The 6,480-nt window shown below is 65.2% G+C and carries 8 protein-coding genes; 4 read left to right on the top strand and 4 right to left on the bottom strand.

Annotation, left to right across the window (positions count from 1 at the left end; translation table 11 throughout):
- Together EN742_RS19795 and EN742_RS19790 are read left to right on the top strand one after the other, a co-directional pair.
- Positions 1 to 1,540 (top strand): TIGR02302 family protein (locus EN742_RS19795; RefSeq protein WP_128333176.1); only part of this gene is annotated, 1,540 nt, incomplete at its 5' end.
- Between the two features lie 28 nt (positions 1,541 to 1,568).
- Positions 1,569 to 1,943 (top strand): glyoxalase superfamily protein, encoded by a 375-nt coding sequence (locus EN742_RS19790; protein WP_126058094.1) that lies wholly within the window; start codon positions 1,569 to 1,571, stop codon positions 1,941 to 1,943.
- Between the two features lie 42 nt (positions 1,944 to 1,985).
- Here the strand turns inward: EN742_RS19790 and EN742_RS19785 are convergent, their stop codons facing one another.
- A complete protein-coding gene (locus tag EN742_RS19785; protein ID WP_126058093.1) occupies positions 1,986 to 2,864 on the bottom strand; it encodes a LysR substrate-binding domain-containing protein in 879 nt (292 codons plus the stop codon).
- A 220-nt stretch (positions 2,865 to 3,084) separates the two neighbouring features.
- On the opposite strand from EN742_RS19785, the gene EN742_RS19780 reads away from it, so the two are divergent.
- Positions 3,085 to 4,035, top strand: a complete 951-nt coding sequence (locus EN742_RS19780) for a DMT family transporter (protein WP_126058092.1) — start codon at positions 3,085 to 3,087, stop codon at positions 4,033 to 4,035.
- 73 nt (positions 4,036 to 4,108) lie between these two features.
- On the opposite strand, the gene EN742_RS19775 is transcribed toward EN742_RS19780, so the two are convergent.
- The 3 genes from EN742_RS19775 to EN742_RS19765 form a co-directional block, all read right to left on the bottom strand.
- Complete coding sequence (locus EN742_RS19775) at positions 4,109 to 4,480, bottom strand: response regulator (protein ID WP_126058091.1); 372 nt, start codon at positions 4,478 to 4,480, stop codon at positions 4,109 to 4,111.
- Between the two features lie 94 nt (positions 4,481 to 4,574).
- Positions 4,575 to 5,117 carry a hypoxanthine phosphoribosyltransferase gene (hpt, locus tag EN742_RS19770; protein ID WP_126058090.1) on the bottom strand — a complete coding sequence of 181 codons (543 nt, stop codon included), beginning with the start codon at positions 5,115 to 5,117 and terminating at the stop codon, positions 4,575 to 4,577.
- A 104-nt stretch (positions 5,118 to 5,221) separates the two neighbouring features.
- Positions 5,222 to 5,863 (bottom strand): hypothetical protein, encoded by a 642-nt coding sequence (locus EN742_RS19765; protein WP_126058089.1) that lies wholly within the window; start codon positions 5,861 to 5,863, stop codon positions 5,222 to 5,224.
- Between the two features lie 195 nt (positions 5,864 to 6,058).
- Between EN742_RS19765 and EN742_RS19760 the strand changes: the two genes are divergently transcribed.
- Positions 6,059 to 6,480: ATP-binding cassette domain-containing protein (locus EN742_RS19760; RefSeq protein WP_128333175.1), on the top strand; the 422-nt coding region annotated here is incomplete at its 3' end.

The following is a 6,480-nucleotide window of genomic DNA, read 5'->3' as shown; positions in this document are numbered from 1 at the left end:
CGCCGACCCGCAGGCACCCAACGCGCATCCTCTCTATGGCCCGCCCGACATGCCGCTGGCGGTGCCGCGGCGTGGCGGCAAGGGCAACGCCGCCAAGACCAGCAAGGACCTGACCGAGCACGTCTGGTCCGGTGGCAGCATCAAGCTGACGCTCACCGCTACCGACGACGCCGGCCACACCGCGACCAGCGAGACCAAGACGCTGATGATGCCGGAGCGGCCCTTCGCCAACCCGCTGGCGCGCGCAGTGATCGAGCAGCGCCGCATGCTTGGGCTCGACGCCAATTCGAAGCCGCGCGTGCTCGAGCTGATGGATGCCATCACGCTGCGCCCCGAGGACACGTTCGACAACATGGCGCACTACCTCGCGATCATGAGCGCCCGCAGCCGGCTGAAGATGGCCGACAATGACGACCAGCTGCGCAATGTCGTGTCCTATCTCTGGGAAATCGCGCTCGGCATCGAGGAGGGCAATCTGTCGGCCGCCGAGCGGCGGCTGCGCCAGGCGCAGCAGGCGCTGCAGGATGCCATCAACAGGGGCGCCAGCGACGAAGAGATCGACAAGGCGATGAAGGAACTGCGCGAGGCCATGAACGAGTTCCTGCAGGAGTTCGCCGAGCGCGCCAAGCAGAACCCGAACGCGCCGCAGATGCAGCAGAACGGCCAGGAACTGCGCCAGAGCGACATCGAGAGGATGATGGACGAGATCGAGAACCTGGCCAAATCCGGCGATCGCGACCGCGCCCAGCAGTTGCTGTCGCAATTGCAGGACATGATGAACAACCTGCAGGCCGGCCGCCAGCAGCAGGGCGGCGAGCAGGACAGCGAGATGCGCCAGCAGATGGACAAGCTGGGCGAGATCATGCGGCGCCAGCAGGAGATGATGAACGACACCTTCCGCATGGACCAGATGCAGCGCGGCCAGCGCCAGCGCGGCGAGAACCGCGACGAGCAGCTCGGCGAGAACGGCGGCGGCCAGGACGAGGACAGGCCTGGCCCCGGCGAGGATCGCGACCCGCTCGCGCGTCCGAGGCAGATGACGCCGCAGGAGTTCGCCGACGCCCTGAAGCAGTTGCAGGAAGGCCAGGGCAAGCTGCAAAACGACCTCGAGCAGTTGAAGAAGGGCCTGGAAGGCATGGGCATGCAGCCCAATGAGGGATTTGGCGATGCCGGCAAGTCGATGGGCAATGCCGAGCAGGCGCTCGGCGAAGGCGACGGCGACCAGGCCGTCGGCCATCAGGGCCGCGCGCTGGAGGCGCTGCGCCGTGGCGCCAAGGACATGATGAAGCAGCTGCAGGCCATGCAGGGCGACCAGGGCGGCAGCGAGCAGGGCGGCCGCCAGCAGGATGCCGACCGCGACCCGCTCGGCCGACCGCGCGCCACGCGCGGGCCCGACGACGGCAATTCGGTGAAGGTGCCTGACGAGATCGATGTCCAGCGCGCGCGCCAGATCCTGGAAGCGATCCGGAAGCGGCTCGGCAACGCGCTCAGCCCCGACATCGAACGCAGCTATCTCGAACGGCTGCTGGAACTGAAATAGCCCGCCCCTTCCCAACGGTCGCAACGCCATGCCGAAGCTCGGTGCCGTCACTCCGATATTGCGCATATTCGACGTCGCCAAGGCGCATGAATTCTATCTCGGCTTCCTCGGCTTCGAGGTGCGGTTCGAGCACCGTTTCGACGACAGTGCGCCGCTTTACACCGGCATTGCCCGCGACGGCTGCGAGTTGCATCTGAGCGAGCATCATGGCGACGGTTCGCCGGGCTCCCATATCCGCGTCGAAGTGGCCGACATAGCGGCGCTGCATCGGGAGCTGACGGTGAAGAAATACCGCTACGCCAGGCCGGGGTTGGAAGAGACGCCCTGGGGAACGAGAGAGGTCACCGTCGACGACCCGTTCGGCAACCGTCTGACCTTCTCCGAGAGCACGCCGCCAGGGTAGGAACGGAGCCGCCACCGCCCCACCGGATTGAAGCAGCGCAAGTCAGGCGTCGAGGAGCGCGCCGGGCGTCAGCGTGAACGCCTCGCGGATGGCATTCTCCATGCTGTCGATCGCTTCGCCGGCGGCGAGCGGATTGCGGTGCAGCACGACATTGGAGGAATCGATGTCGCCGAAGCCGTCGGCGGCGGTCAGCTCGCGGCAGCCTGCCGGGATGTTGCTGCGCGAGATCGGCGCGATCGCCAGGCCGGAGGTGACGGCGAGCTTGAGGCCGCCATTGGTGTCGCTGGTGTAGGCGACGCGATAGGCAAGGCCGCGCTGTTCCAGCGACTTGATGGCGAAGTCGCGGCACCAGCCGTCACGGCTGTAGAGCGCGATCGGCACCGGCCGCTCCTCGTGCCTGTGGTGCGTCTCGGACGTCACCCAGACGGTCGGGTCGTGCATCAGCACCTCGCCGCCCGCGAGATCCTGCCATTCGAAGACAACCGCAAGGTCGAGCTCGCCGGCGGTAACCGCCGCTGTCTGCGCGCCCGAATGCGCGTAGCGCACCGTCACCTCGACCTTCGGGTGGCGCGTCGAAAACGCGCCAAGGGCGCGCGACAGTATGGCATGGCCATACTCTTCGGGAATGCCGATGCGCACCGGGCCGCCAAGCGGCGCCGCCGCCATCGACGCTGCCGTCTCGTCGAGCAGCGAAACGATGCGCCTGGCATTGCCGATCAGCTCGCCGCCGCGCCGTGTCAGCGCCACGCCGCGCGAGCCGCGCTCGAACAGGCTGTCGCCAACCATGCTCTCGAGCTTCTTCATCTGCATCGACACCGCCGACTGGGTACGGCCCGCCTGCTCCGCCGCCTTGGTGAAATTGCCGGTTTCGGCCACCGCAACGAAGGTGCGCAGGAGATCGCTGTCGAGCGTCGGCTTCATCGCATCCACCATAAGCAATTTTGATTGCTGGCATCATTCCAATTCGTTTGCAACATGTCAAACGCCGGAGGATAGTCGCCTCACCCATTGGATATGCAGCCCTTGAAACCGGCTGCGGACCAATCGAGTCCTCACTCATACCCGCTGCCTGGAACGGTGGCGGGTTCTTTTTTACCGCATGCGTCGGTTTGGGATCGCGCGAATCGGGGGGCCGAATCCTATGCAGAACAGGATGGTGCTTGGCATCCTGAGCCTTTGTCTGGGCGTGCTGGTGTTTTCGCTCCAGGATCCGCTCGTCAAGGCGGTGTCGGGCCTCTACCCGGTTACCGAGGTCATGGCGATCCGCGCTATCGTCGCCTTGCCGATCCTGATCGTTATCGTGCACGCCGATGTCGGGCTGAAAGCCCTGCTCTCGAAGCGCTTCGGCACGCTGACGCTGCGCGCCTTCATCCAGTTCGCGTCCTATACGTCCTATTATCTGGCGATCGCCGCCCTGCCGCTGGCCGACGCGGTGGCGCTCTATTTCATGGCGCCGCTGTTCATCATGGCGCTTGCCGGGCCCTATCTTGGCGAACGGGTCTCCTGGCAGACGCTGGCGACTGTCCTGATCGGTCTGCTCGGCGTCCTCGTCATGCTGCGGCCGGGCGCCGGACTGTTCGACTGGGCGGCGCTCCTGTCGCTCGGCTCCGCCTTCCTCTACGGCCTCTCGCAGCTGATGGCCCGCAAGATAAGCGACACCGAATCCTCCACCGTCATGGCGTTCTACCAGAACGGCGCCTACCTGACCGGTGCGCTGCTCGTCGCCGGCCTGTTCCGGCTTGCCGGGATAGAGCACGCCGTCCACCCCAGCCTCGAATTCCTGGTGCGGCCCTGGATCTGGCCGGCATTGCCCGACCTTCTCAAGATGGCGGCCTGCGGCTTCGTCGCCTCGGCCGGCATGATCCTGCTGTCGCAGGCCTACCGGCTTGCGCAGGCCAACCGCGTCGCCACTTTTGAATATACCGGCATCATCTGGTCGCCGCTGTGGGGCTTCCTGTTCTTCGCCGAGGTGCCACACTCGGCGACCGTGCTGGGTGCCACCCTTATCATTGGCGCCGGCCTGCTTGCCTTCCGCACCGAGCGGCTAAGAGCAGCTCCGCCGTTGCTCGTGCCGACAGGCGACACGGCGTGATCGCCGACCACCGCGACGTGAACGCAATGCGATTCCTGGACTATCGTGCCGGGCGGGCCTCCGGCGCGGAACCTCAGGCGAAGCAGTTCAGGGCGCGTCCGACGCGGGCGCGGATTTCGGCGAGGGTAAAAGGCTTCTGCATGACGTCGAGGATAATGCCGTTCAATTCCTCGGCGCGCTCGCGCTGGTCGGCATAGCCGGTCATCAGCATGATCTTCATCGACGGGAACAGCGCCGCCGCCGCGGTGGCCATCTCGATGCCGTCCATCTCCGGCATGCGGATATCGGAGACGACGAGGTCATAGCCGCCCCGCGCCGCCTCGATGAGAGAAAGGCCCTGGGCGCCATCGCAGGCGACTGCCACGCTGTGCCCGTCGCGTTCGAGCGCGCGGGCGGCGAGAGTGCGGACGGATTCATCGTCCTCGACGATCAGAAGCTTTGCCATGGCAAGATACATGGCGGTGAAACGTTGACGTTTTCTGAAAATTTGAAACGTCGATGAGGCCTTTTCAGAATTCGCTCCAGCGCCCCGAGAATGCCTAGGCGTCGCCCTTGACGATTCCGACAAAGGGCAATTCGCGAAAGGCGTGCGCGACGTCCATGCCGTAGCCGACGACGAAATAGTCAGGGCAGTCGAAGCCGACATAGTCTGCGTTGAGTGCGGTCTGGCGGCGCATGCGCTTGTCGAGCAGCACGGCGATAGCGCAGCTTCTGGCGCCGCGCGACAGCATGAGGTCGCGGGTGAAGGAGAGCGTCTTGCCGGATTCAAGGATGTCGTCGATCAGGAGCACGTCACGGCCGGCGACCTCGTTGTCGATGTCGCGTAGCACCCTCACCTCGCCGCTGGTGGTTCCGGCGCCGTAGCTGGAAATGAAGATGAACTCGACCTCGGGCGACAGGCCGACATCGTGCATGGCCCGGATCAGGTCGGCGGCGAAGATGAACGATCCCTTCAGCACCGAGATCACCAGGAGGTCATGGTAGTCGCGCCCGGCGATCTCCTTGGCGAGCTCGAGATTGCGGCGGGCGATCGCCGACGCCGAAAACAGGACCTCGATATCCTTGCCGCGCACAACTGGCATTTTCGCCCTCCAGGCGTTTTGCCTACAGGACCGCGACCTTCAGGCCAGCGAACGCGCTGTAGAACTTCTTGATTTTGCGCCGGATCGCGCGATGCTGTTCCGCCTTAGCCGGCGAAGTTGACCGCCACGGCCTTCACGCCGTTTCTAGGCACATCGAGGCGGCTGGAAAAGCCAAATCTTTCGCCGGGCGCCAGCGAGCGGCCGGATGTCCCCAGCGTATAGCGGGTGACCTGGCTGTCATTGCCGGTGACGCGGATCTCCAGCGGCGGCATTTGCGCGGCCTGCGCCCCGTCATTGGCGGCTTCGCCGTCGACGAACAACACAGGTTTCAGCCCCGACGCGTCGATGCGCGACGTGATGTCCGATATGCTGAACACCGCCGCCGGTTGCGCGGCCTTCCAGAACGGCGATTGACGAACCAGCGCATGGCCGCCGGAGACCCAGAAGGCGGCCAGCGCCGCACTGACGCCGGCAATCCAGAAAAGCGGTCCGCCGCGCGATGCCGGCTGCCGCTCGGTCGCAGCCTCCGGCTTGCGCAGCATGTCCATACCTTCGATGGTAGGCGTGGCGGTCGCGCGGGAAGGCGACGCCGCCGGCGCTTCCGGCATAGCGGAAAGACGCGGCAGCACCTCGTAATCGGCATCGACGATGTCGATCACCGGCCCGCGCGGTTGCAGCGCGGCACTTGTCCCCAGCCCGGCCATGATTTCGCCGGAAACCGGGCGCGCGGTTCGATCCTTAGCCATATGGCTCCAGTACTGAAAGCACCTGTTCGCTGTTCGTTTCTTTTGGGTAAACGCAAATGGTTAACGCTTCCCCACCGGAACCCCGGTGATGCATCGAAAAGCATCAAAAATTAACCAAGGGTTAACCATGCGGGCCGATGGTCTTTTGAGAGAAAGGGCTGGCGTTTCGCCGCCGCAAGTTCCAGGTCGCCGAACGTGATCCGCTTCGAAAATGTCGGCCTCCGCTATGGCATGGGTCCGGAAATCCTCCGCGACATTTCCCTGCACATACCGGAGCGCTCCTTCCAGTTCCTGAGCGGGCCTTCCGGCGCCGGCAAGACGACGCTGCTGCGCCTTCTGTTCATGTCGCTGAAGCCGACGCGCGGGCTGATCACCATCTTCGGCAAGGACCGCTCGCGCATCTCGCGCAGCGAGCTGCCGCATCTGCGGCGCCGCATCGGCGTCGTGTTCCAGGATTTTCGCCTGCTCGACCATATGACCACCTATGAGAACGTCGCCCTGCCCCTGCGCGTGCGCGGGCGCGAGGAGGCGAGCTACCGCACCGACGTGACCGAATTGCTGAAATGGGTCGGTCTTGGCGAGCGCATGCATGTGCTGCCGCCGGTGCTCTCCGGCGG

The organism is Mesorhizobium sp. M4A.F.Ca.ET.020.02.1.1, assembly GCF_004022645.1.
GTDB lineage: Bacteria > Pseudomonadota > Alphaproteobacteria > Rhizobiales > Rhizobiaceae > Mesorhizobium.
Note: the sequence above shows the minus strand (reverse complement) of the source record. Positions and strands in the feature narration are given on the sequence as shown.